This is a genomic window from Lacticaseibacillus absianus, assembly GCF_013407595.1.
Lineage (GTDB): Bacteria > Bacillota > Bacilli > Lactobacillales > Lactobacillaceae > Lacticaseibacillus > Lacticaseibacillus absianus.
Window position 1 is genome coordinate 676,626 of sequence record NZ_JABEKX010000001.1, and the last position, 24,074, is coordinate 700,699.

At 60.0% G+C, this 24,074-nt stretch carries 24 protein-coding genes and 1 riboswitch; of the genes, 20 read left to right on the forward strand and 4 right to left on the reverse strand.

Annotated elements, in window-relative coordinates; translation table 11 throughout:
* Positions 1-24 precede the first annotated feature (24 nt).
* The 14 genes from murQ to rpiA all read left to right on the forward strand — a co-directional run bounded on the left by murQ (position 25) and on the right by rpiA (position 13,856).
* A complete protein-coding gene (gene murQ, locus HII33_RS02725; protein ID WP_179394261.1) occupies positions 25-927 on the forward strand; it encodes an N-acetylmuramic acid 6-phosphate etherase in 903 nt (300 codons plus the stop codon).
* Between the two features lie 19 nt (positions 928-946).
* Positions 947-1,816 carry a MurR/RpiR family transcriptional regulator gene (locus HII33_RS02730; protein WP_179394262.1) on the forward strand — a complete coding sequence of 290 codons (870 nt, stop codon included), beginning with the start codon at positions 947-949 and terminating at the stop codon, positions 1,814-1,816.
* Between the two features lie 134 nt (positions 1,817-1,950).
* A complete protein-coding gene (locus tag HII33_RS02735) occupies positions 1,951-3,396 on the forward strand; it encodes a glycoside hydrolase family 1 protein (protein WP_179394263.1) in 1,446 nt (481 codons plus the stop codon).
* On the forward strand, positions 3,393-3,695 hold the full coding sequence (locus HII33_RS02740) for a PTS sugar transporter subunit IIB (protein WP_179394264.1): 303 nt from the start codon (positions 3,393-3,395) through the stop codon (positions 3,693-3,695). The genes HII33_RS02735 and HII33_RS02740 overlap by 4 nt, the downstream gene beginning before the upstream one ends.
* 14 nt (positions 3,696-3,709) lie before the next feature.
* On the forward strand, positions 3,710-4,981 hold the full coding sequence (locus HII33_RS02745) for a PTS sugar transporter subunit IIC (protein WP_343036825.1): 1,272 nt from the start codon (positions 3,710-3,712) through the stop codon (positions 4,979-4,981).
* A gap of 3 nt (positions 4,982-4,984) precedes the next feature.
* Positions 4,985-5,272 carry a hypothetical protein gene (locus tag HII33_RS02750; protein ID WP_179394265.1) on the forward strand — a complete coding sequence of 96 codons (288 nt, stop codon included), beginning with the start codon at positions 4,985-4,987 and terminating at the stop codon, positions 5,270-5,272.
* Between the two features lie 21 nt (positions 5,273-5,293).
* Positions 5,294-5,608, forward strand: a complete 315-nt coding sequence (locus HII33_RS02755; protein WP_179394266.1) for a PTS lactose/cellobiose transporter subunit IIA — start codon at positions 5,294-5,296, stop codon at positions 5,606-5,608.
* Between the two features lie 104 nt (positions 5,609-5,712).
* Complete coding sequence (locus HII33_RS02760; RefSeq protein WP_179394267.1) at positions 5,713-7,413, forward strand: LPXTG cell wall anchor domain-containing protein; 1,701 nt, start codon at positions 5,713-5,715, stop codon at positions 7,411-7,413.
* 1,160 nt (positions 7,414-8,573) lie between these two features.
* Positions 8,574-8,759, forward strand: a complete 186-nt coding sequence (locus tag HII33_RS02765) for a hypothetical protein (RefSeq protein ID WP_179394268.1) — start codon at positions 8,574-8,576, stop codon at positions 8,757-8,759.
* Positions 8,749-9,141 carry an IS66 family insertion sequence element accessory protein TnpB gene (gene tnpB, locus HII33_RS02770; RefSeq protein ID WP_179394269.1) on the forward strand — a complete coding sequence of 131 codons (393 nt, stop codon included), beginning with the start codon at positions 8,749-8,751 and terminating at the stop codon, positions 9,139-9,141. The genes HII33_RS02765 and tnpB overlap by 11 nt, the downstream gene beginning before the upstream one ends.
* Positions 9,142-9,157: 16 nt before the next feature.
* Positions 9,158-10,687 carry an IS66 family transposase gene (gene tnpC / locus HII33_RS02775; RefSeq protein ID WP_179394270.1) on the forward strand — a complete coding sequence of 510 codons (1,530 nt, stop codon included), beginning with the start codon at positions 9,158-9,160 and terminating at the stop codon, positions 10,685-10,687.
* 143 nt (positions 10,688-10,830) lie between these two features.
* Positions 10,831-12,114 (forward strand): PTS sugar transporter subunit IIC, encoded by a 1,284-nt coding sequence (locus tag HII33_RS02780; RefSeq protein ID WP_179394271.1) that lies wholly within the window; start codon positions 10,831-10,833, stop codon positions 12,112-12,114.
* Positions 12,115-12,297: 183 nt separating this feature from the next.
* On the forward strand, positions 12,298-13,080 hold the full coding sequence (locus tag HII33_RS02785; protein ID WP_179394272.1) for a MurR/RpiR family transcriptional regulator: 783 nt from the start codon (positions 12,298-12,300) through the stop codon (positions 13,078-13,080).
* 86 nt (positions 13,081-13,166) lie between these two features.
* Positions 13,167-13,856 carry a ribose-5-phosphate isomerase RpiA gene (gene rpiA / locus HII33_RS02790; RefSeq protein WP_179394273.1) on the forward strand — a complete coding sequence of 230 codons (690 nt, stop codon included), beginning with the start codon at positions 13,167-13,169 and terminating at the stop codon, positions 13,854-13,856.
* Between the two features lie 83 nt (positions 13,857-13,939).
* Here rpiA and pcp read toward each other — a convergent pair whose 3' ends face one another.
* The 4 genes from pcp to HII33_RS02810 form a co-directional block, all read right to left on the reverse strand.
* Complete coding sequence (gene pcp, locus HII33_RS02795; protein WP_179394274.1) at positions 13,940-14,587, reverse strand: pyroglutamyl-peptidase I; 648 nt, start codon at positions 14,585-14,587, stop codon at positions 13,940-13,942.
* A gap of 15 nt (positions 14,588-14,602) precedes the next feature.
* Positions 14,603-15,517, reverse strand: a complete 915-nt coding sequence (locus HII33_RS02800) for a DUF979 domain-containing protein (protein ID WP_179394275.1) — start codon at positions 15,515-15,517, stop codon at positions 14,603-14,605.
* Positions 15,517-16,185: a DUF969 domain-containing protein gene (locus tag HII33_RS02805; RefSeq protein WP_179394276.1), complete on the reverse strand. Its 669-nt coding sequence runs from the start codon at positions 16,183-16,185 to the stop codon at positions 15,517-15,519. The genes HII33_RS02800 and HII33_RS02805 overlap by 1 nt, the downstream gene beginning before the upstream one ends.
* A gap of 207 nt (positions 16,186-16,392) precedes the next feature.
* Positions 16,393-17,760 (reverse strand): aspartate kinase, encoded by a 1,368-nt coding sequence (locus HII33_RS02810; protein WP_179394277.1) that lies wholly within the window; start codon positions 17,758-17,760, stop codon positions 16,393-16,395.
* A gap of 106 nt (positions 17,761-17,866) precedes the next feature.
* Positions 17,867-18,040, forward strand: a riboswitch (Lysine riboswitch).
* Between the two features lie 102 nt (positions 18,041-18,142).
* On the opposite strand from HII33_RS02810, the gene dapD reads away from it, so the two are divergent.
* The 6 genes from dapD to HII33_RS02840 are packed head-to-tail and all read left to right on the forward strand — an operon-like array spanning position 18,143 to position 23,959.
* Positions 18,143-18,859 carry a 2,3,4,5-tetrahydropyridine-2,6-dicarboxylate N-acetyltransferase gene (dapD, locus tag HII33_RS02815; RefSeq protein WP_179394278.1) on the forward strand — a complete coding sequence of 239 codons (717 nt, stop codon included), beginning with the start codon at positions 18,143-18,145 and terminating at the stop codon, positions 18,857-18,859.
* 9 nt (positions 18,860-18,868) lie between these two features.
* Positions 18,869-20,050 carry an N-acetyldiaminopimelate deacetylase gene (locus HII33_RS02820; RefSeq protein ID WP_179394279.1) on the forward strand — a complete coding sequence of 394 codons (1,182 nt, stop codon included), beginning with the start codon at positions 18,869-18,871 and terminating at the stop codon, positions 20,048-20,050.
* Positions 20,043-20,912: a 4-hydroxy-tetrahydrodipicolinate synthase gene (dapA, locus tag HII33_RS02825; RefSeq protein ID WP_179394280.1), complete on the forward strand. Its 870-nt coding sequence runs from the start codon at positions 20,043-20,045 to the stop codon at positions 20,910-20,912. The genes HII33_RS02820 and dapA overlap by 8 nt, the downstream gene beginning before the upstream one ends.
* Positions 20,913-20,914: 2 nt before the next feature.
* On the forward strand, positions 20,915-21,661 hold the full coding sequence (dapB, locus tag HII33_RS02830) for a 4-hydroxy-tetrahydrodipicolinate reductase (protein ID WP_179394281.1): 747 nt from the start codon (positions 20,915-20,917) through the stop codon (positions 21,659-21,661).
* A gap of 15 nt (positions 21,662-21,676) precedes the next feature.
* Complete coding sequence (locus tag HII33_RS02835) at positions 21,677-22,858, forward strand: aminotransferase class I/II-fold pyridoxal phosphate-dependent enzyme (protein ID WP_179394282.1); 1,182 nt, start codon at positions 21,677-21,679, stop codon at positions 22,856-22,858.
* Between the two features lie 12 nt (positions 22,859-22,870).
* Positions 22,871-23,959 carry an aspartate-semialdehyde dehydrogenase gene (locus HII33_RS02840; RefSeq protein ID WP_179394283.1) on the forward strand — a complete coding sequence of 363 codons (1,089 nt, stop codon included), beginning with the start codon at positions 22,871-22,873 and terminating at the stop codon, positions 23,957-23,959.
* The last annotated feature ends 115 nt before the right edge of the window (positions 23,960-24,074 follow it).

Genomic DNA, 24,074 nt, shown 5'->3' on the forward strand with positions numbered 1-24,074 from the left:
GACTCAGCTAAGGAGTACGCGTGAATGAAATCAGAAACTGAACAACGTAATCCCCGTTCGATGAACGTGGACACGATGAGCACTGAGGCGATCTTGCGTCTGATCAACTCAGAAGACCAAAAAGTCCCGGCGGCGATCGGGCAGCCAGAAGTACTGGCGGCGATCGCACAGGTCGTGGCCGCTGTCGACAGAGCGATCGCCTCGGGCGGGCACGTCTTTTATGTCGGTGCCGGCACCAGTGGTCGGCTCGGTGTGCTGGACGCGGCTGAGACCGTGCCCACATACGGGGTGAGTCCGCAGTTGTTTCAAAGCCTGATCGCAGGCGGCGAAGGCGCAATGATCAAGGCGGTCGAAGGCGCCGAAGACAGCGCGGCACTCGGGCGTGAAGACTTGATCGCACGGCACTTTGCGCAGAATGATTTTCTCCTTGGCATTGCCGCGAGCGGGCGGACACCTTATGTGATCGGGGCGCTAGATTATGCGCGGTCGCTCGGCGCGGAAACCGGCGCGTTGAGCTGTAACCCCGACGCCGAGATCAGTAAGCATGCAGACCTGCCGATCGAAGTCGTTGTCGGGCCTGAGGTCGTCACCGGCTCGACGCGCATGAAGGCGGGGACTGCCCAAAAATTGGTTTTGAATATGATCTCCACGACCAGTATGATTAACGCAGGTAAAGTTTACGGTAATCTGATGGTCGACGTCTTGCCGACGAACGAAAAGCTGGTCGACCGCGCGAAGCGGATCATCCAGGCGGCAACAGACGTCAGCTTTGAAGAAGCCGCAACGTACTATGAACGTGCTGCGCACCGGCCGAAACTTGCGATCGTGATGATCTTGACGGGGCAAGGGGCCGATGCGGCGCAGGCGCTACTCGATGCCTGCGGTGGTCGGATTGCGCAGGCCGTCAAGCGCGCCAACCAAAACTAATTAGAGAAGAGGATCCCTCATGAGTGTACGGGGCAATATCCAAAATGCAAGCCACGAATTGTCAACGACGGAGAACCAGATCGCCGATTATGTCTTAGCGCATCCGAATGAAGTGCTGAACATGAGCGTACAGGACTTGGCCAAAGCGTCGGGGACCAGCGCCTCGACCGTCAGTCGGTTTGCCCGGCGGTTGAACTTCGGGGGCTACAACGAGCTGAAACTGCAGTTGTCCGCTGATCTGACGGCCGTAGATAATGATAGCGCCCTTTATGAGGAGATCCAGCGCGATGAGAGCCTCTATGCGATCAAGTCGAAGCTCCTGAACAACGCGGAGCGATCGTTGCGGGAGACCGTGGATCAGATCCGACCGGAGCGCGTTGAAGAAGTCATCACGCGCCTTCAAAAATGCAGGCAGATCCTGCTATTTGGGGTCGGCGCGTCCTACCTCGTGATCGAGAACATCGCCCAGAAGTGGTCCCGGCTCGGTTATGCCTGTGTCGCCAGTGACGACCCCAACCAGATCCTGCCGCTGATCGTGACGACCAACCCCAAGGACAGTGTGCTGTGGTTGGTCTCCAACAGCGGGGAGTCGCCGGAGGTCGTCTTAGCGGCGCAGCTGGCCAAAGAAGCCGGGGTCCCGATCATCACGACGACCAAGATGGGCACGAATACGCTGAGTCGGCTGGGGGACGTGAGTGTTCAGACCTCGCAGCCGATGGAAAGCAGCACGCGGATCGCGGCCACCCAGTCGCTCCACGCGCAGTTCATGCTGATCGACATCGTCTACTATGCTTTTGTCAGCAAGCACTATACCAATGCAAGCAAAAATGTAAACATCTCCAGGAAAGCGATCGAAACGTACAAACAGTCAATGCACAACGGTTTTTGATTTTCACTGAAAAATCAGACCAATATTTTATTTTGGCGTATTAAGAAATTGTGTTTCATTTTATGACATAAACGGTTGAAATGTAATTTCTTAGGTGCTACGATGAACTCAGCAAAAATGAAAGGGGTTTTATGATGAGCAGAGTCTTATGGGGCGGTGCCACTTCCGCGAGCCAGTATGAGGGCGGGTTCACGGATGGGAAGGGCCTTGATACGCAAGACTGTCGGCCATACTTACCGCGGACCAGCAATGCGACGACCCAGACGCGGTTGTTGACCCAAGCGCTGATCGATGAGGCCAAAGACCCAAACAGCAAACAGTTCTACCCGTTCCGGGTCGGCACGAAGGGCTACGAATACGGGTTACAGGATGTGGCGCTCCTCAAGGAACTGGGACTTGATGTCTACCGGCTGTCGATCAGCTGGTCCCGCCTGTTTCCGACGGGTGAAGAAGTGGAACCGAATCCCAAAGGCGTGGCCTACTACGATGCGATCCTGCACAAGCTTCACGATGCAGGGATCAAGATCTTCGTCACGATGAACCACTACGCGATCCCGCTGGCGATCGTTGAGAAGTACCGTGGTTGGACCAACCGGAAGACGATCGATCTGTATGTCCACTTCGCCGAGTTCGTCCTCGGCAAGTGGGGCGACATCGTGGACTACTGGTTGCCGTTCAACGAGATCAACGCCGGATACTTCAGTCCGTATAACGGGGTGAGTCTCGTCAAGCCGGCTGATGCAGGCTACGACTACGACGACGTATTCAAGTCGCTGCATGGGCAGTTCGTGGCGAACGCTAAGACTGTGCAGATCGGACGCAAGCTTGGCGTTAAGGGCACATTCGGCGCGATGGTCTCATGCTTCTGCTATTACCCGCTGACCCCAAGCCCGGAAGATAATCTGGAATTGGTCAAGGACGAGGAGATCAACCAGTGGTACTGCATGGACATTCTCTCCAAGGGGTACTACCCGTACTACGCACAGCCGTTCTTTGATCAACACGACGTGACCTTCGAGATCACTGACGAAGACAAGCGACTGCTACGCGACTATACGTGTGATTTCGTCTCGTTCTCTTACTATTCCAGTTCGATCTGCACGGTCCAAGAGAACCAATCACAGACTGCGGGCAACCTGGTCGTCACGACGAAGAACCCTTACCTCAAGGCCAGCGAATGGGGCTGGCAGATCGACCCAGTGGGGATGCGGACAACGCTCCACAAGGTCTACGACCGGTACAACAAGCCGGTCATCATCTCTGAAAACGGTTTTGGCGCACGCGACACGCTGGAAGCAGATGGCGCGGTTCACGACCAATACCGTATCGATTACTTTAAAGCGCATTTTGATGAAATCCTAAAAGCAAAGGAAGAAGGAGTTGATGTCAGGGCATACATCGCATGGGGCATCATCGATATCGTCTCTGCGGGAAGTTGCGAAATGGCCAAGCGTTATGGCGTCGTGTACGTTGACGCGGATAACGAGGGGCAAGGGAGTTATAAGCGGTACAAGAAGGATAGCTATTATTGGTACCGGGACTTCATCAAAAATGAAGCTGCAAAGGAGGAATTGTCATGAAGAAAGTACTGTTCGTTTGTTCGGGTGGCATGTCGAGTGCCATCGTTGAAAAAGCGTTGAAGGCGGAAGCAGACAAGGCGGGCGTTGAGCTTGAAGCTAATGCGGTCGGTTCTGGCGAAGCACAGGACGCGATCGCTGGCAACGACTGGGACATCGTCTTGGTCGCACCACAAGTGCGCAACCGGTTCAACACGTTCAAGGAGTATGCAGACGCCAAAGGGATCCGGATCGAAAACATCCCACCGCGCGACTACAGCCCGCTTGGCGGGAAGCATCTCCTCGATCTCATTCAAAAATAGAGAGGTGAAATACCGTGAATAGTTTCTTCGATATGTTGGACACGAAGTTTGCCCAACCGCTCTCCAAAATCTCCGAACAGCGCCACTTGCGCGCGGTTCGTGATGGGGTCATCTCAGCGATCCCACTGATCATCATCGGGAGTTTCTTCCTGATCGTTGCGATGCCACCGATCCCAACTAACTGGGCCTACCATGTATGGGCGACTGCGCACGTTCAGCAGATCATGATCCCATACCGGATGACCTTCTGGATCATGTCCTTATACATCTGTTTTGGCGTCGGCTATAACCTCGCGAAGAGTTATGACCTCGATCCACTGGCCGGGGGGCAGCTGTCCGTTGCGACCTTCCTGCTCTCCATCATGCCGACCTTCACCAAGTCTGGGAGCATCATGCTCGACATGTCCACGCTGGGCTCTGTCGGGATCTTCCCCTGCATGATCTTGGCGATCTTTGCGGTCGAAGTATTGCGTTTTTGCAAGCAGCACAACCTGATGTTCAAGATGCCAGAGCAAGTGCCAAGCTCTGTTGCGCACTCGTTTGAAGCGGTCATCCCCGCCGGGTTTCTGATGATCGTGATGACCCTGATCAACGTGGTCTTCAAGATCAACCTGGAGCAAGTGATCCAGACGATCTTCTCCCCACTGGTCAAGGCAGGGGATACCCTGCCAGGGGTCTTGGTCCCTGTCTTCTTGGTCGTCTTCTTCTGGTTCTTCGGGATCCACGGGGATTCGATCGTGGGTTCCGTTGCCCGTCCCGTATGGCTGCAGTACTTCACTGAGAACGCTGAAAAAGTGGCGCACGGTGGGGTCGCAACGCATATTGCACCCGAGACCTTCTTCCAGTGGTTCATCTGGATCGGTGGGTCTGGTGCGACCATCGGCTTGATCATCGCGGCGCTGATCGTCGGTCGGGCCAAGTACACGAAGTCGATCACCCGCGCTTGCGCGGTCCCAGCCCTGTTCAACATCAATGAGCCGATCATCTTCGGTTTCCCTGTCATGCTGAACCCGATCTTCTTGATCCCGTTCATCCTGGCGCCGATCGTGATGACGCTGGTCACTTGGTTCGCCTTCTCCCTCGGCCTTGTGCACATGATGTTCGTTCAGCCGCCTTGGACGCTGCCGGCACCGATCGGGGCCTTCCTGGCCACCGGTGGTGACTGGCGCGCGATCGTTTTGTGCCTGATCAACATTGCTATTGCGACCGTGATCTACTTCCCATTCGTTCGGATGTACGATAAGAACGAACTGGCGAAGGAAAACGGTGAGATCGTGGAGGACTGATCAATGATGCGTACATCTCGGAACCGCAGACAGCCGAACTTCTTGAGCGCTGCCGTGTTCATCGGTGGGCTTGCGATCATCAACCTGGTGATCATCTTTCTGAATGATACACTTCATTCCAAACCGCTGATGTTTTTCGGTAATACGATTGGGATCGGCTTGCTGTTCCCAGCTGTACTGCTGTACATTGAGCGTAAAGAGAAATTCGTGCTCCCACGGTACTTATATTTTGTGGTGATGACGACGATCGCGATGAGCATTCTCATGTACTTGTTCGTCTATCGTTTCTAATTTAGGAAGTAGGGTTTATTCATGGAACAACTTGAAAATCAGATCTTTGAGATCATTACGCATGCTGGCACGGCGCGAGCAAACCTGTATGAAGCACTCGAAGCAACGCGCGAAGGCGACACCGACAAGAGTGCGGCCTTGATGAAGGAAGCGGATAGCGAGATGACGCTTGCCCACAATGTGCAGACCGAGCTGATCACGGCCGACCTGCAAGGGGAAACGAAGATCTCACTGCTGCTGATCCACGCGCAAGACCAGCTGATGACCACGATGAGTGAACAGACCCTCATTCAGCAGATGATCAAGATGCAAGAGGAACTCAACGCTTTACGCTGATATATTTCCGCGGCAGTGTATGGTCGCAGAATGTGACACGTTAACAGGACACGCAGAGAGTGCGTGTCTTTTTATGGGAATACTTGTGAAAGGAGTAACAAGACATGGAACGTAAATTTGGGTTATTGGTCGCTGGGTTAATCGGTTTGACCGTCACGGCGGGGGCGCTGAGTGCAGGTCACGAGGTCAAAGCGGCAGAGGACGTGGCACCGCTGGAATGGCAAAGCTCCGTTCAAAAAGCCGTGGACGCCTTCGAAGACAAGGGCGGCTACTATACTGGGCGAAAGATCCCGGAAGGCTTCACGCAGAATACATGGATGGGGATGGATGAGGCGGTCACGCTTGATCCGAGCGGTCAGGCGACGATCGATGTGGCGAAGGCGCGGCCTTCCTTCTGCTCGTCTGCGATCTATATGCTCTTCTTGAAGTCATTATCTAACTGGTCGACCGACTACAACCATCCGATCACGGCGAAGAGTTGGATTAACCTGAAGCCTTACACTATGGACGACACGGCTTACCCGATTCAAGGTGACGGTGTCGGAGCATGGGGCATGGCCAACTCTAACGGCCCTGGCTATGCCGTTCTTCTTAACCAGTTGGGCATGGGGAAGAATTACTATGTTGGCTTGGCGAGTGAATATTCCACTGAAGTGGCTCGGCTTGCCGCATTCGCGCAAGGCCAGAAGTACGATGTGATGAAGATCTTCTGGAACGACTCGGTCGGCAAGGACGAGGCGGGTCACCTCGTCCTCTATCTAGGTCGTGAGGATGAGACGGATCCGACGACTGGGAAGGTGACCCATTACATCAAGTACTGGTCTTCTAATGGCAGCACGACGGACATCAATGCCGGTTATAGCGTCGCTAAATGTAATATCGATAAGATCAAGCGGGCCGTCTTTACGCGCGTGACCGCGCCGTCTAATATCAATCAGGTCGAGTCGATCGCACCCGTAGACAAGAATCAGTTCCTTGCTGATCTGAGCGATAAGATCGATGCGACAACGGCGCAGGTCAAATCCTTCTGTGGGATCGACGATCAAGCGACGGTGCAGGCGCAGGCGGTCGATCTCAACGGGCAAGTGCTCCAGCAGATCCAGGTCAGCTATCCAGATGGTCCCGTTCATTTTGGCGCTTATCAAGCGGTAGCACCAAAACTGGCCGGCTATCGCTATGTCGGTGTCGATAACGGTAAGGTGACGGGCAAGAAGAGTGTGCCGGCGACGGGTATGCTCGCAAACCGTGGCGTGAACGGCACGATCAGCTTTGTTTACGCACATACGTATACGCTGACGACGTCAAGACAAACGGGAACGATCACCTATCTCGACCAGCAGAAGCGGACGTGTCATGCGGCTGGGCGGACAACACCAGTGACGTTCTTGCGTGTGACAGATCAAGTGACGCATCGGACGGTGACCTATTATCGGTTGGGCGTTGCTGATGCGCCAGCACTGACACTCGCTGGGGTACCCGCAGTGTCAGGCTGGCAGGTCGGCACGCAGGTCACGCTGCCAGCGGTCGCCGCGCCTTCTGTCAAAGGGCTCACACCTAACGTGACGGCGATCAAGCTGATTGCACGCGCCGGTGCGGCGGCCCCACAGGGTACGATCAGTTACCATCGGACGCAGGCTCCTGCCATCGCGAAAAAAGTCAGTGACAACACCGTCAAGACCGCGGCGAAGACGACCAAATTGCCACAGACTGGCGAGACAACGACCCACATGATGGCATTGATCGGTGGCGCGGTGTTGCTGATCATCACTGGCACGTTGCTGAACCGCAAAAAAGCGGACGATTAGTCGAGTCTCTGAAGCGAGATGAACATGAAAAAAGTCAAGGGGGCACCGCGTCTATGGCGCATAGCCGCGCAGCAGGCACTCGCTCAGTTCGAGGATGGCAGGGGGATTATACGGGGCACAAGCAGTTGCCGCAATTCTGTCGGACCGCCTGGGAGGGGCTAGACCAGGTGCTGAGGGTGGCAGCTGGTGGTCAGATGACCGTAGACATCAGCCGGGTGAGACCGTCATTTTGTTCGGCTGCGGTGTATACGCACTTTCTTAAGACATTTGAGCTGTGGGCGCAGTTGACACATCAAGCTGTCGCGCATGAGGTGTGGGCATCACTGCGGCCGTACACCGTTCAGGACCGGCAGTGTCCGGTCCAGCACGCGGCGATGGCGCTTGGGGAATGGCCAACGCCAATGGCCCAGGGTTTGCGGCATTGGCACACCGCATCGGCTTTGGTGAGAGTGTGTATGTCGGCTTATCTGCAGACTATCCCGATCTGATGACTCGAGTGGCTCGCTTTCGAGTGGGGCGGCGATACGATGTGATGAAGCTCTTCTGGAATGAATCGATCGGTCGGGACGAAGCCGGTCACCTCGTCTTACTCGTAGGTGATGCTCTCGCAACAGGACCCTGAGACAGGGGAATGGTGTCTCGACTACTGGTCTTCCAGTGGCCCTCAGGGGGACTTGGCGGGCGGCGATGGGACGACCAGTTGCTCGATTGACCGGATCCAACGGGCGGTGATCACACGGGTCACAAACCCAAGCGCAATTCTCCAAGTTCAGAATTTGCATCCGGATGACAGAGACAGATCTCTGGCGGCGCTCAAGGCTGACATCGATGCAAGTCCGATGGCACTACAGGTCGCTGCGGGAATCGGCAGTCAGGATTTTAAACAATGAGCTGGCTAAGTCTCTTAAATCCACTGGTGCTCACAGCTGTAGACGGCGTATCGTACGCGATACGCTGTTTTTTTGTGCCATGAAGTCAAGTGTACTTATAACTACGATTTGTCCCCATGTAACAGCGACTTGTCACAAGTATCATGTTTTTGACGAATTGACGATGTTATAACTAAGTCTGTAGTAAGCACCCAATAACAGACCGGATATGATTGCCCCTTGCCGGGCAGTATGATTGCCTCATCAAATCTAAATTGGTGAGGTAATTTTATGGATGAGAAACCTGAGATTGTTCGGATCAAATTAGAGGATGACCAGCGGCGGGCGCCACTGAGCACTGCCACCAAGGCCTTTCAAGTTAAGATTGACACCAACAAAACGGTTGTAGTGTATAACCATATCCAGGGCTATATCCTGGATGCCTTGATGAAGGCGGTGTTCGCCAATGCTCATTGATATCCACAAGCTCAGCGGCATTTATTTGATTTGTGGTAAGACCGACTTGCGTCGTGGTATTGAAGGCTTGGCTGGAGTTATCCAAGAGGAATATCATCTGGATCCGTACAGTCGGGCACTGTTTCTATTTTGCGGGACCCGCAAGGATCGGTTTAAGGCCCTATATTGGGCTGGCGATGGATTTATCCTGCTCTACAAGCGAATTGAGGACGGCCGGCTACAGTGGCCAACGACTCAAAATGAGGTTAAGAAACTCCACGCTAAGCAATTAGAGCGTCTTTTATCTGGTTGGGGATTGGAGTCGACGGTAAACCAGTTTTGTCCAAGAAATAATGGTAGAAAGCCCGTCGCACCAGTGGTACACTCAACCCAACATCAATGAATCGAGGGCTACGCCCATGGTCACTACGACTGAAGATCTGCTCAAACAGGCACTCGAGCAAAATCGAGAACTCATGAAACAAGTTCAGGCGCTCACCGAGCAGGTCGCGTATTTAACTCGGAAACTCTACGGCTCCCATTCGGAGAAGATGACCGATCCTAATCAGCTGTCTCTTCTGGGAGATAACAGTGTTTTTACCGACCCAGAGCAGACTGGGCAACAAAGCGAAGAAATAGTCGTAGTAAAAGCCAAGCGCAAGCCTAAAAGCAGTCGCGGTGAATCAATCGATCCAAAATTGCCCATCGAAGAAACCGTGATCACTCGAAAAAGTGAGCTGTGTGATCATGGTCATCAGCTGGCTAAAGTGGGCAAGCATCTCGTGCGTGAAGTGGTCCAACACATACCAGGCAGATTGTATGTTGAGCGTATCTTTGAAGAGACATACAAGTGTCCGGAATGTGAGCTCGAGGATGGTGTGAGTCACCTGTATCAAGGACAAGCGCCGCAGGCGTTGTTCCCGCACAGTCTCGCGACCTCGTCGCTAGTCGCTGAGTTGCTCTATCAGAAATACATGCTGGGTACACCGCTTTATCGTCAGATATTAGAATGGCGCCGAGCGGGTCTTCTACTCAGTGAGACGACCATGACAAACTGGGTAATCAACGCGGCAGAAATCGTCAGACCAGTCTATGACCTGATGCACGAGTACCTCCTGTCAGAGCGGTTCCTGCAAGGCGACGAAACACCGTTCCAAGTGCTGAGAGAACCGGGTAAGTCGGCAAAGAGTAAATCATACATCTGGGTAGAACGCAGTATTCGCCTCGCCGACCAGCAGGTCGTCTACTACGCTTATGGCAACACCCGCTCTGGTAAGTTCGCGCAGCGAATATACTCAGGCTATACTGGGGTCCTGCAGTGTGATGGCTATGCCGGATATAATCTTCTTGGCGACAGCGTCATCCGTGTTGGTTGTTGGGCGCACGTTCGGCGTAAATTCTACGACGACGCAGCGAAGGTTAAAGGTAAATTTACCAGCACGAAACCGCTAGAGCTGCTCAACCAGATGTTCCACCTTGAGACACAATGGGCGCTCTTATCACCGGCCGAGCGTCTGAAATGTCGACAGGCAGAACTAGAACCTCTGATTGATCAGTTCTGGGCTTGGTGTGATCAGGCCGCGCCGGCGCCGAAATCGCGACTGGGTGTCGCTCTGACCTACGCTTTGAATCAGCGGTGCATGCTTAATCGAGTCTTGGAGTTTGGCGAGATTGATTTGAGCAACAATGCATCAGAGCGGAACATGAAGTCCTTCGTGATTGGACGAAAGAACTGGCTGTTCGCCACCAGCCCAAAGGGGGCCGAAGCCAATGCGATCTGGATGACGATCGTTGAGACTGCCAAAGCCAACGGACTGGATCCACGAAGTTACATTGAGCGACTTCTGCATGGGCTGTCACAACTGTCTGCCTCACCAACGAGGGAACAAGCTGAGGCTTATTTACCTTGGAATCAGCATCTAAAGCCAGCAACTAGCGAAACCGCGTAAGCAATGAAGGGTCGCAATCCAAAAATAGGATTGCGGCCCTTCTCAGTTTGCAAGACGGTCGATTATTGGGTGCTTACAGTCTGTAAGCGGAATCATTCTATTAGCCGCATCGGGTGACCGGTGCGCGAAGGGGAGGAAAAGTTATGCAAGCATTCATTGCATTCATGGAAAAGCACTTCTTGCCGATCGCCTCTAAGGTCGGGAACCAGCGCCACTTAGTCGCGATCCGCGATGCGTTCGCCGCGACCATGCCTTTGATGATCCTGGGCGCCTTTGCGACCTTGATCAACAACCTGCCGATCCCAGGGTATCAGGATCTGATGAACAGGATCTTCAGCGAGAAGATCAAGGGCGGCGCGTATATCTGGACGACGCTTGGGGGCAACCTCTGGAACGGGACGTTCGCGGTCTTAGCCGTTTTGATCGCGTTCATGGTCGCCTACAACTTAGCGAAGTCTTACGGCACCGCCGCGGCCGCGGCGGGGGTCACCAGCCTGGGTTCGTTCTTCGTGGTCGGCGGTGCGGCCGGGATGGACAGCACAGGGCTGTTCATCGCCTTGCTGGTCGCGATCATTTCCACTGAGATGTTCCGGAAACTGTACGCGAACCCGAAGCTGGTCATCAAGATGCCGGACAGTGTGCCACCTGCAGTGGCGACCTCATTTGCGGCACTGTTGCCGAGCATGATCACGATGACGGTGCTGGGGCTGGTCACCACGTTCTTCCAGGCGGCACACGTCGAGAACCTGGTCACGAGTTTTTACCAAGCCGTGCAGCAGCCGTTCATGGGCATGGCCAACACCTACCCGACGGCACTTCTGCTGGCCTTCATCACGCCGTTCCTGTGGTTCTTCGGGCTGCACGGTGCGAACATGATCGACCCATTCATGCAGACGATCAACGCCCCAGCGATCGCGGCCAATGCGGCGGCACTGAAGGCGGGCAAGGCGATCCCGTATATCGTCAACAAGCCTCTGTTTGACTCCTTCGTCAACCAAGGGGGGACCGGGCTGACGATCGGGCTGATCATCGCGATCTTCCTGTTTGCCCGCAAGAACAAGGCGTACACGTCCATCGCGGGGTTATCCTTCGCCCCAGGGCTTTTCAACATCAACGAGCCACTGACGTTCGGCCTGCCGATCGTCTTGAACCCGATCCTCTTGATCCCGTATGTGCTGACGCCAATGATCGCGATCTCGGTCGCATACTTCGCGACGGCCTCCGGCTTCATGCCGGCCTGCACGGTCATGGCCCCATGGGTCACGCCACCGATCATCGGCGGGATCATCTCCACGGCCAGCTGGCAGGGTGGGGTGATTGCAGCCCTCAACCTGGTCCTCTCGGTCGTGATCTACGCCCCATTCGTCGTGATGGCGACGGCCGTTCAGAACAAGAAGGACGAAGCGGCCGCGGCACAACGCGCCTGATCTTCGCTCGACAGCCTCCTCGTGAGGCTGTTTTTTTGCCTGTCGGTGTGGCGACACTAGGCAGGGGGACGACTAGGGACCAGTTGCCCCGGCACATGTCACAACTTGTCACAAAAACGTGAAATGTCACATCCAATCGCGTACAATAAGGTTATCCGATGGGTTTTGGAGGGGGAACAAAGGATGCTATTTGTTGAGGAGACGCCGGCGTTGACGGAGACTGAGATGACGATCTACCGCGAGATCATCCAGCACATGGACAAGGTGGTGCTGATGCGGATCCGGGACCTGGCCGACGCGACGTACTGCAGTACCGCCAGTATTCAGCGGTTTTGCCAGAAATTCGGCTGCAGCGGCTGGGCAGAGTTCAAGACCAAGCTGCGGATCTATGCGGAGAGCCAGGCGACCGCCACGCAGCTCCCGACGGACATCGATGCCGGCGAGATCGTGCGCGCGATCACGGCGACCAACGAGCACCAGTACCAACAGGCGCTCGATGCCGCCGCCGAGCTGCTGCACGCCCACGAGCAAGTCTACTGGCTGGGCTGTGGCACGAGCCGCATCGTGGCGGAGTTCGGCGCAATCACGTACTCTAACAGTGTGAACATGTCGTTGGCGCTGTCCGACCCGCTGAACCGGCCGCTCTTGGACTACCCGGAGTCGGTCTACCGGTCGATGGCCTTCGTGATGTGCTCCGCGTCGGGGGAAAACCGGGTGGTGCTGGGCTACACCAACGAACTGTTGCGTCACCATGTGCCGGTGATCGCGATCACGAACTCCAGCCGCTCGACGCTTGCGCACCTGGCGACGGTGACGCTGCCATACTATGTCACGCCACAGGACCTGGACGGGTCGAACCTGACCAGTCAGGCGCCGGCGATCTATATCATCGAGAAGCTGACTCGCCGGACGATGGGACTGCGCCACCCGCTGCGCCAGATGGAGCCGGGGGTCGTGGAGCGCTGAGGCGCGGTGGCCAGACCGACCAAAGCGCTTGACAGGCAGGGCGGCGGTCGGTAGAGTCGAGAGTGAGAAGTCAACAGGAGGGTATCATGACGACACAGGATGAATTGAAGCAGCAAGCCGCGGCCCAGGCCGTGGCGATGGTCCAGCCCAACACGGTGCTGGGCGTCGGGACCGGGTCGACTGTCGCGTTCTTCATTGATGCGCTGGGGGCGCGCAACCGCGAGACGCCGCTGGCCCTGACCGCGGTCGTGACGACCTCGAACCGCAGCAAGACGCAGCTGGAAGCCAATGGGTTCACAGTCAGCGAGTTGGCGGCGGTCGACCATGTCGACTTGTGTGTCGACGGGGCCGATCGCGTCGACCACCAGCTGGACGGGATCAAGGGCGGCGGCGGCGCGCTGACGCTGGAGAAGAACGTCGCGATCAACGCGACGCGCAACGTCTGGATCGTCGATGAAAGCAAGGTCGTCACGCGGCTCGGCGGGTTCCCGCTACCGGTCGAGGTGTTGCCGGTCAGCGCGGAACAGAATCTGCGGAAGTTTACTGCGGCGGGGCTTGCACCGGCCTTTCGCCTGCAGGCCGACGGTAGCCGGTATGTCACCCACTACGGCAACTACATCCTCGACCTCGGCGTCAGCCCACTGCCGATCCCGCATGGCCTAGCGAGCTACCTGGATGCGACTGTCGGGGTCGTCGAACACGGCCTGTTCCTCGACCTAGCCGATGAGGTCCTGATCGCACAGGCCGACGGGACGATCGCGCACTGGACACGCTGATGGCCAGTTGATCTGGGCCCGCGCATCGGTCGACCATTCAAAAAACGATCCCCCAGTCTAGCCGGGGGATCGTTTTTTGGGGTTTAAGCGATAGTGCCTTCGATGGTCTCGATGTCAGGCTTGCCGTCGCGTTCGACGATCGCCGCGATCGCGGCGGTCAGGCCGGCGACCGCGTCATCTAGGGACAGCGCCGGGGTGTTCGGCCGGTTGGTCACCTGTTCGGGCAAAAACGGGATGTGGATGAATCCGGCCTTGATGGCCGGGAACTGCTTATCGCGCATGTACTGCACCTGGTACATGATGTGGTTGCAGACGTAGGTGCCGGCCGTCGTCGACACGGCGGCTGGCAGCCCGGCGGCGCGGATCGCGCGGGTCATCGCTTTGACCGGCAGCTGGGTGAAGTAGGCGGTCTCGCCATCTTCGTGGATCGTGCGATTGAGCGGCTGGAAGCCGGCGTTGTCCGCGATGCGCCCGTCGTCGAAATTGATCGCCACGCGCTCCGGGGTCAGCCCGAAGCGCCCGCCGGCCTGGCCGACGTTGAGCACGTAATCCGGTTGTTCGCGCTCGATCGCGGCGCGGACGACGTCTGCGGAGACGTCGAATTTGGTCGGGATCTCCAGTTTGATGATCGTCGCGCCGTCGATCGTGTCGGGCAAGCGGCGCACGGATTCGATGGCGGGATTGATCCGGTCTTCACCGAAGGGATCGAAGCCTGTAACAAGAATTTTCATTATGCGTGCCTCCTATTAGAACGCCAGAACATACATCAGCCCGATCTGGACCACCAGCATCAGCAAAGCGACTGGCGCTTGCTGCTTGATGACGCCCATCGGGTCTTCCATCTCCTGCAACGCGACGGGCAGACTGTTGAAGTTTGCGGCCATCGGGGTCAGCAGGGTGCCACAGTAGCCGGCGGTCATCCCGATCGCAGCGACGACGGCGGGGTTGCCCCCTTGCGCGACGACGAACGGGATCCCGACGGCGGCGGTGATCACCGCGAAGGCGGCAAAGGCGTTCCCCATGATCGCGGTGAACAGCGCCATCGCGATGCAGTACAGTGCGACGCCCAGCAGGTGGTTGCCGGCAGGGAAAACGCCTGCGATCAGCTTGGCCGTCAGCTCGCCGACGCCGGCTGCGGTGAAGACCGCGCCCAGCGTCGCCAGCAGCTGGGGCAGGATCCCGGCGGCGCCGACCGAGCGGACCATCCGCTGGGTGTCGGTGTAGACTTCACTGACTGGCGCCTTGGCGAGGATCATCGCCATGATTAACGAGACCAGCGCCCCGATGCCGATCCCGACTTGGCCGCCAAGGGTCGTGAACTGGGCGATCGCAATGGAGACAGCCGCCAGCACGATGCTCGGCGCGAAGACCCAGCCGCCGATGCGCTGGGCCTCGGCCGCGGCCCGCTTCAGGTCCAGGCTCGGCAGGGTGCCGAGGCGGATCTGCTTGAAGGCGGCCAGCAGTCCGATCAAGACGATCATGCCCCCGACGATGGTGTAAGGGATCAGGGTCCCGAAGGCGAAGATCACCGCCAGCAGACCCCAGAACAGGCCGGTCCCGTAGCGCGCCGGGTTGGTCCGATCGCGTAGGGACTCGATCCCGGCGATCGCCATGATCGCTCCGATCAAGGCGTAAAGGGCAAGCAGTAAGGTGTCGACCATCAGCGTGCCTCCTTTGCGTTGAAGCGGCGATCGAACCAGACGTTATAGGCGACCACGATCACCAGGGTCACCAAGGCGACGGGGATCGAATTCATCACGACCTGGTTTGGCGTCACGGGGTGCTTGAGCGTCGTCATTGTCTGCGAGATCAGGAGCACCCCACCGGACGCGACGAACAGGTTCTGGGCAAAAAAGTTCCCGAAGTTGTCGACCGCCGCAGCGCGGCCCTTGATCAGGTCGATCTCAGGGTCGGTCAGGGGCCGCTTGGCTTCGGCCGCGGCCGTCACCATCGGGGTGATCAGCGGGCGGACGAACTGGACTTGGCCAGACAGGGAGATGCCGAAGATCCCGCCGAGCTCGCGGATCGCGAGGTACAAGTTGAGGATGCGGCTCGGGGTCAGGCGCTTGAGCTTCTTGATCGCGTTGACGGCAACCTCCTTGAGCCCGTGGCGCTCGACTAACCCGATCATCGGCAGGGTGAGGAAGAACAGCGAGACGGGCCGGTTGGTGACGAAGCTTTCGCCCAGCGTGGCCAAGAGCGTCGGGATGCTCATCCCGGAGAACAGGCCGGTCGCGATCGCGGCGATCACGACGACGGCGGTGGTGTCCCACTTCAGGGCGAACCCGATCACGATGATCAGGATACCGATCAGCTTGAGATATTCCATTGGAACCCTTCTTTCTATGATGGCTTGAGCGGGCGGCGTGGGCGTGTGGCTCAGGGGACCACGCTGCGCCGCTCGACGAATGCGGCAAGTGTCTCTTTCAGACTACGCGTGGTGGGGCGGAATCGTCAAGTGAGCCCTTGCGCTGGCGGGACCTCAAAAAGCCCGCGCAGGCGATACAACTCATCGCGGTGCGCGGGCATAGTCGGCTCACGGGTGGGGGTGGGTCTCGCTCAAGGCGTAGATCGCCCGGACCGCGTCGGCGGCGCGGTCGGCCGGGACGCCCAGCATCAGACTGATGCGCGAGGCCCCTTGGTTGAGGATCGAAGGGGCGATGCCGATGTCGGCGAGGCAGCCCATGATCTGGGCGATGATCGTCGGCTTGGCGTACAGGCCCTCGCCGACGACCATCAGGATCGCGATGTCGTCGAGCCACTCGAGGTGGTCCGGGTGGAGCTTGCGCGTGATGTCATCGGTCAGCGCCTCCTTGATCCCGGCGCCGAGTTGGGCCTTGTCGATGATCACCGTCAGGTCGTCGATCCCGCTGGGCATATGCTCGTACGAGACGCCGTACTGCTCGAAGATCCGCAGGAGGCGCAGCGTGAAGCCGACTTGCGCGTTGATCAAGTAACGGTGCAGGTACAGGGCGACGAAGTTGTGCTTGGCCGCCACCCCGGTGATGTGGTGGTGGTGATTGACGTTTTTGGTCGGGGCGATGATGGTCCCGCGCGCAGCCGGCTCGTTGGTGTTCTTGACGTTGACCGGGATGTTCGCTTGGCTCATCGGGATGATCGCCTCGTCGTTGAACACCGTGAAGCCGGCGTAGGCGAGCTCGCGCATCTCCCGGTAGGTCAGGGTCTTGATCGCCCGTGGGTGGGCGACGATCCGCGGATCGGCCGCGTACACGGAGGAGACGTCGGTGAAGTTCTCGTACAACTCGGCGCCTAGCCCACGCGCCAGGATCGAGCCAGTGATGTCCGAACCGCCGCGCGCGAAGGTTGCGATGTGGCCGGCCCGGTCGTAGGCAAAAAAGCCGGGGACGATGATGGTCTCGTCTGGGGCCAAGTTGAACTCGGCGATCCGGGCGTAGGAGTCCGGGGCGATGTTGGCCGCCCGCGGCCGCCCGGACACAACCATGCCCAGGGCCTTGGGGTCGACGAAGCGCGCGTTGACCCCGCGGTGGCGCATCACGGCGGCGACCAAGCGGGCGTTCATGAACTCCCCTTGGGCCATGAACGTGGCGGTCAGGTAGTCGAGGTTCAGGTAGGACTGGCGCGTCATCTGCAAGAGGTGCTGGCGCAGGTGGCCGACGATCGTGTCGGGCATCCCGAAGTCGGCGGTGATGTCGGCGTAGCGCGCGATGATCGCGTCGACCGAAGCGGTCACGTCGGCGCCGGCGATGACGGCCTGGGCGAGTTGCCCCAGCAGGTCGGTGACTTTGATGTCGCCCTTGAACCGCTTGCCGGGGGCGGACACGACGACGACGCGGCGGGTCGGGTCGGCGGCGATGATGTCTAGGACTTTGGCGAGTTGCGGCCCGGTTGCAAGCGACGAGCCGCCGAATTTGATCACTTTCACGATGATTCCTCTTTAAGGTTGTCTTTTAATGTTCAAGTTAACCGCCAAGCGGTGGCTGTGTCAATAGGCTTGACAGGCGTCTGCGAAACGCGTACCCTAGGGGCAATTACATGATAGAGGTCGCGGTCGCCATCAGTATCGCATCCAAGCCTGACACAAGGCGTTGCGGATGCGGGAAAGGGAACACCGCCGAAGTCTACGCGCCTGTGTCGGCGTGTCGGTTGGGGCACGGGTGAATAGCCGGTGAACTGTCGCAGCAATGCGGAGCGCTATCGTTGACGATATGGACGATTCTCGCCATCACGCGGTGGCGGCGGCCCATCTGGTGAGCGACTTGCGCCAGACGGGCCTTTTTTTGCACACATCACAAGGAGGATGAACCATGCCACAGCCATTCAACGCAGAACAGATCATCGATTACATCGCCACCGCCCCGAAGACGACCCCGCTTCACGTCACCTTCAGCGGCGCGCTTGACCAGCTGACGCCGGTGCCGGCCGGCGTCGAGCACTTCTTCGATGTCAAGGTCGGCCAGCTCTTCGGCGACGCGGCGGCGATCCGGCCGTGGTTGGCGGCCAACGCGGCGGCGATCACGGCGACACACGTTGAGGTGACCGGGCGCAACACTGGGGTACCGATGCTGGACATTGAAGGGCTCAACGCCCGCATCGAACCCGGCGCGATCATTCGCGAGCACGTGACGATCGATGACAACGCGGTGATCATGATGGGCGCGGTGATCAATATCGGGAGCAAGATCGGCGCCGGCACCATGATCGATATGGGGGCGGTGCTGGGCGGTCGCGCGACCGTCGGCCAGCACTGCCACATCGGGGCCGGGGCGGTCCTAGCGGGGGTGGTCGAGCCCGCGTCGGCCACACCGGTGATCGTTGAAGACGATGTCCTGATCGGCGCCAACGCCGTCGTGCTGGAAGGGATCCGTGTCGGGACTGGTGCGGTGGTCGCCGCCGGGGCGATCGTGGTCAACGACGTGCCGGCGCACGCGGTGGTCGCAGGCGTCCCGGCGAAGGTGATCAAGATGAACGACGCCAAGACCCAGGGCAAGACGGCCTTGATCGACGCGTTGCGCACGCTGTGAGGCACGGCGATGGCAGAACTGACTGACACGGCGCTACGCGAGATCCGGCGCGACTTGCACCGGATCCCGGAGCTGGCGCTACACGAAACGCAGACGCAGGCGTACTTGCGCAAGCAGATCACGGCCTGGGCGACGCCGTTCATGCAGATCCGCACGGTGCCCGCGGTGCCCACCGCGTTGCTGGTCCGGCTGGCCGGCACGGCGCCGACGCGCACGATCGGCTACCGCACGGACATCGACGCGTTGCCCGTGGCGGAGGCGACGGGCCTGCCTTACGCCTCCACGCATCCCGGCGTGATGCACGCCTGCGGGCACGATGTGCACATGACCGTCGCGCTGGGCATCCTGCACCATTTTGCCCAGCACCAGCCCAAGGATAACCTGCTGTTCTTCTTCCAACCGGCGGAGGAGGCGGAGTACGGTGGCAAGCGCACCTTCGACGCCGGTGCCTTCACCGGTGAGTGGCGCCCGGATGAGTTCTACGGGCTGCACGACGACCCGGCGCGACCGGCGGGGCAGATCGCCACACGGCAAGGCACGCTGTTTGCCGGGACCACGGAGATCCACCTGACCTTGACCGGGCGTGGTGGTCACGCGGCCTTCCCGCATCAGGCGACGGACGCATTGGTCGCGGCGGCGGCCTTCGTGATGCAAGTGCAGACGGTCGTGTCGCGCAATGTCGACCCGGTCCGCGGCGGTGTCGTCACCATCGGGGCGCTGCATGCCGGCACGATCGGCAACGTGATCGCCGACAGTGCGCACCTCGACGGCACGATCCGCGCGTTTCGCCAGACCGACATCGAGATGATGCAGGCGCGCGTCCGGGCGATCGCAGACGGGATCGGCGCGACTTACGGCGTGGCCGTCGACCTGCAGCTGATCCAAGGCGGCTATATGCCGGTCGAAAACGCGCCGGCGCAGACGGCGGACTTGATCGCCTACATGCAACAGACCCCAGGGGTCGACTGGGCCGAAAGCGCGCCGGCGATGACCGGTGAGGACTTCGGCTTCTTGCTCCAGCAGTTCCCAGGTACGATGGTGTGGCTGGGCGTCAATGATCCCGCCCACGCCTTGCACGATGCCGCGCTGGCACCGGACGAAGCCGCGCTGAGCCCGGGGGTCGACGCGTTGGTCGGGTTTTTGCGCCACCGGATGGGGATGCCCCAAGTTAAGGAGGAAACCAATGATTGAACATGCGACGATCTTAACGGCGCTCGTCACGCCGTTCACCGCAACGGATGAGATCGATTGGCCGGCGCTCGACGCGTTGGTCGACCGGCTGATCGCGGCTCACACCGACGGCTTTGTCGTCGGGGCGACAACGGGGGAGTCCCCGACGTTGACGCACGACGAGAAGCACGCGCTGGTCACCCACGTGATCGCCCAGGTCGCTGGCCGCGCCAGCATCGTCGCCAACGTCGGTACGAACAACACGCGTGAATCGGCGGCAACGGCCCGCGAGTTCAGCGCGCTGCCAGGTGTCGACGCGGTGCTGGCGGTCACGCCCTACTATAATAAGCCGAGCCAGGCGGGCATCATCGCCCACTTCGAGGCGATCGCGGACGCGTCCAGCAAGCCGGTGATCATCTATAACATCCCCGGGCGCGTGGTCGTCACGGTGACCAACGAGACGCTGGCGACGCTGGCCCAGTACCCGAACATCGGCGGCGTCAAGCAGTGCACCACCGCGGAAGACCTCGCCTGGCTGGTCGCCCACACGCCGAGCGACTTTGCCGTGTACACCGGCGAAGATGACCAGACCTTGGCGGCGATCCAGGCTGGGGCGCGCGGGGTGATCTCCGTGGCGTCGCACCTGTACGGCCCGGAGATGCATGCGATGATCGAAGCGGAACGCGCCGGGGATCACGCGGCCGCGGCGCAGGCGATGGCCTGGCTGACACCGCGGATGAACGCGCTGTTCGCGTTCCCGTCGCCGGAGCCGGTCAAGGCGGTGTTGGCTGCCCGCGGGGAGCTGGCGAACTACTTGCGGCTACCGCTGGTGCCGCTGACGGCCGCGGAGCAGGCGCAGGTGATGACGAGTTTGGAGGACTGACCATGACAACAGTATTGATCGCCGGTGTGTTCGGCAAAATGGGCAAGACCGTGACCCAGATGATCGCGGGGACAGCGGATCTGCAGGTGGTCGCCGGGCTGGCGAACGGTGAGGCCGACACGGCGGCGTTTCCCGTGTTCCAGCGCCTAGACGCGATCACGGTGACCGCGGATGTCTGGCTGGACTTCACCGTCCCAGCTGCCGCGCGGGTCAACGCCGAGTACGCGTTGACGCACGGCATGGACGCCGTGATCGGCACCAGCGGGATGACCCCTGCCGACTTTGACGCGCTGGGCCAGCTGGCCCAGCAGCAGGGGCGCCACATCCTGATCGTGCCGAACTTTGCGATCTCGGCCGTGCTGATGATGCAGTTTGCGGCCAAGGCGGCCCAGTACTTCCCGGACGCCGAAGTGGTCGAGGCACACCACAGTGATAAGCTCGACGCGCCATCCGGCACCGCCCGGGCTACGGCGCAGGCGATCAGCGCTGCGCGCAAGGCCGCCCCGCTGGCGCCGCACCAAGACGCGCCGGCGCGCGGGGAGTGGATCGATGACGTGCCGGTGCACGCGTTGCGCCTACCGGGCTACGTCGCGCAAGAGGAAGTGTACTTCGGCGGCCCGGGCGAAAGCCTGACGGTGTCGCAGGTGTCGTTCGACCGCTCGAGCTTCATGGGCGGCGTCGCGCTGGCGCTACGCCACGTCCAGCACCTGCCGGACTCATTGACCGTCGGTTTGGACCGCCTGTTGTAGGCCAAAGGAGGACGTATGCCAGAACTCAAAGCGAGCCTCACGGGCCTGGGCAACCGGGCGATGGCGACAGTGCCCCCCAGCGCGATCCGCGCGGTGGACACTAAACTCTCGGCGATCCCGGGGCTCATTAAGCTGACGCTGGGTGAGCCGGACTTTGCGGTGCCGGCGCACATCAAGGCGGCCACGCAAGCAGCGATCGCGGCAGACTGGTCGCATTACGCGCCATCGTTCGGCTACCTCAGCCTGCGTCAGGCGATCGCCGACTACCTCGCAGAGCGCTTCCAGGCCCACTACGACCCTGAGCAAGAAGTCGTCGTGACCGTCGGGGCGACGGAAGGGATCCACGCGGCGATCGCCGGGTTGTTCAACCCCGGTGACACCCTGATCATCCCGACGCCGGCGTTTCCGCTTTACGAGGCGGTCGGGCGCATCGCCGGGTTGAACCTCGTGCTGGTCGACACGGCGCCAGAGTATGTGTTGACGGCGGCCCGGCTTCAGGCGACGCTTGCGGCGCACCCGGACGCCAAGGGCCTCGTCTTGAACTACCCGAGCAACCCGACCGGGGCGACTTACACGCACGCGCAGCTCGAGGCACTCGTCGCGGTGCTTGAGCAGACCGACCTGGTCGTGTTGTCCGATGAGATCTACGCGGAGCTGAGCTACGAGACCCCGCACCTGAGCCTGGGGGCGCTGTTGCCGGCCCAGACGGTGCTGATCTCGGGACTCTCGAAGTCCCACGCGATGACGGGCTACCGCATCGGCTACCTGGCCGGCCCGGCCGCACTGATCGCCTTAGTGGGCAAAATGCACCAATTCCTGGTCACCTGTGCGGCCAGCCCGATGATGAAGGCGGCGGAGGCTGCGCTGATTGACGGCCGCCAAGACGCCGCCCGCATGCGCGCCGAGTACCAAGCGCGCCGCGACCTGATGCTGACGGCGCTGACCGCGGTGGGCTTCAGTGGACCGACGCCGGCCGGGGCGTTTTATATCTTCGCCCAGCTCCCGGCGCAGTTCGGGCAAGACGATGTCGCCTTCGTCGACGCACTGGCCCAAGAGGCCGGCGTCGGCGTCGTCCCGGGGTCGGTGTTCGGCCCCGGTGGCGCCGGCCACATCCGCCTGTCTTACGCCGCCAGCACCGCCGCCTTGACGGAAGCGGCGGCCCGCATCCAGCGCTTCGTGCGCGCACATCAAGAATGAGGAAGTCTTAGTATGAGCAAAAATGCCTATGTCGTTGCGATCCTCGGGGCCACCGGGGCAGTCGGGACGCGTTTGATCCAGCAACTTGAACAATCTACGATCCCGGTGGCGGCGGTCCGCCTGCTGGCCAGCCCGCGTTCGGCGGGCAAAGTCCTGCAGTTTCGCGGTGAGCCGGTCACCGTGACCGTTGCGACCCCTGAGGCGTTCGACGGGGTCGACTTGGTGCTCGCCAGTGCCGGTGGCAGCGTGTCCGGGCGTCTGCTGCCCGAGGCCGTGCGCCGCGGCGCGGTGTGCGTTGACAACACCAGCTTCTTTCGGATGAACCCGGACGTCCCGCTGGTGGTGCCCGAGGTCAACGAGGACGCGCTGGTCGACCATAACGGCATCATTGCCAACCCGAACTGCTCGACTATTCAGATGATGGTCGCCTTGGCGCCGATCCGCGCCAAGTACGGCCTGCGCCGCATCGTGGTCTCGACTTACCAGGCGGCGAGCGGGGCGGGCCAAAGCGCGATCCAGGAGCTGCGCGATGAGGCGCAGGCCTACCTGAAAGGCGAGGCGATGACCGCCAGCGTGCTGCCGGTCAAGGGGGACAAGCGCCACTACCCGCTGGCGTTCAACTTGCTGCCGCAGATCGACGTGTTCGAGGCCGATGGCTACACGCACGAAGAGTGGAAGATGATCCACGAGACCAAGAAGATCATGCTCGGGGACATGGACGACCCGGCGATCAAGGTCACCGCGACCTGTGTACGTGTCCCGGTGCCGATCGGTCACGGCGAGTCCGTCTGGTTCGAAGTCGGCGCAGGCCAGACCCCAAGCGCGGATGAGCTGCGCGCGGCGCTGGCGGCCGCCCCCGGCGTCGTGGTCGAGGACGACCCGGCGACGCAGACCTATCCGCAGCCGCTCAACGCCGAAGGCAGCCGCGACACGTTCGTCGGCCGCATCCGCCCCGACCTGGAGACGCCAGGGGCGTATAACCTGTGGGTGGTCTCCGATAACCTGCTGAAGGGCGCGGCTTGGAACACCGTCCAGATCGCCGAGCGCTTGGTCGCCCGTGACCTGGTCCGCGTGCCGGCCGGCGCCGCGGCTAAGTTCTGACGCGATGAGCCTGACCGGCGGCTGAGACCCAATGCGGTTTTAGCCCAGTGGATAAGCGACAATGCCTGTGAGACCCGAGCTTGGGTTTTGCAGGCATTGTCGCTTATTCGGCTTG